The sequence below is a fragment of the Mesorhizobium sp. M1A.F.Ca.IN.020.06.1.1 genome, assembly GCF_004023265.1.
GTDB lineage: Bacteria > Pseudomonadota > Alphaproteobacteria > Rhizobiales > Rhizobiaceae > Mesorhizobium.
Genome location: NZ_RZSR01001599.1, coordinates 1 through 700 on the forward strand (window position 1 = coordinate 1; position 700 = coordinate 700).

2 pseudogenes are annotated in these 700 nt (G+C 67.6%); both read left to right on the plus strand.

The features are described from left to right. Positions 1–559: pseudogene (locus EOA60_RS35785) on the plus strand (SDR family NAD(P)-dependent oxidoreductase); the annotation flags it as partial. After that, a pseudogene (locus EOA60_RS39520) lies at positions 553–700 on the plus strand (MarR family transcriptional regulator); the annotation flags it as partial. The pseudogenes EOA60_RS35785 and EOA60_RS39520, both read left to right, overlap by 7 nt.

The window sequence follows — 700 nt, forward strand, 5'->3', positions numbered from 1 at the left end:
GTACGAGAAGGCCTAGGCGGCGCGCGGTCCCTTCGAGATCGTCGTCGCCAATGCCGGGATGGCTGTCAGTGCGCCGGCGCACAAGACCTCCCTCGCCGACTGGCGGCGCTCGCTCGACGTCAACCTCACCGGCGCCTTCCTGGCGGTGCAGCCGGCGCTTGGCGGCATGCTGGCGCGGAAGACAGGCCGTATCGTTTTCATTGCCTCGACCGCCGGACTGAAGGGCTACGCGTATGTCGCGCCCTACGTAGCGGCCAAGCATGGCGTCGTCGGGCTGATGCGGGCGCTCGCAGCCGAGACCGCCAAGTCCGGCATCACCGTCAACGCCATCTGCCCGGGCTTCGTCGAAACCGACATGCTGGAGGACTCCATCCAGCGCATCATCGAGAAGACCGGCCGTTCCGCCGATGAGGCACGCGCGAGCCTTTCGGCTGCGAACCCGCAGGCACGTTTCATCCAGCCGGAAGAGGTCGCAGCGACGGTGCTCTGGCTCTGCAGCGATGCGGCGCGGTCGATCACCGGACAGGCGATCTCGGTCTCGGGAGGCGAGACATGGTAGCGGGACCGACGTCTATCGGGCCGGGCAAGGACAGGTTGCGGCTGTGGATCCGCCTGCTGCGTGCTTCGCGCACGATCGAGGCCGAGCTGCGCGAGCGGCTGAAGAAGGAGTTCGACACCACGCTGCCGCGCTTCGACGTGA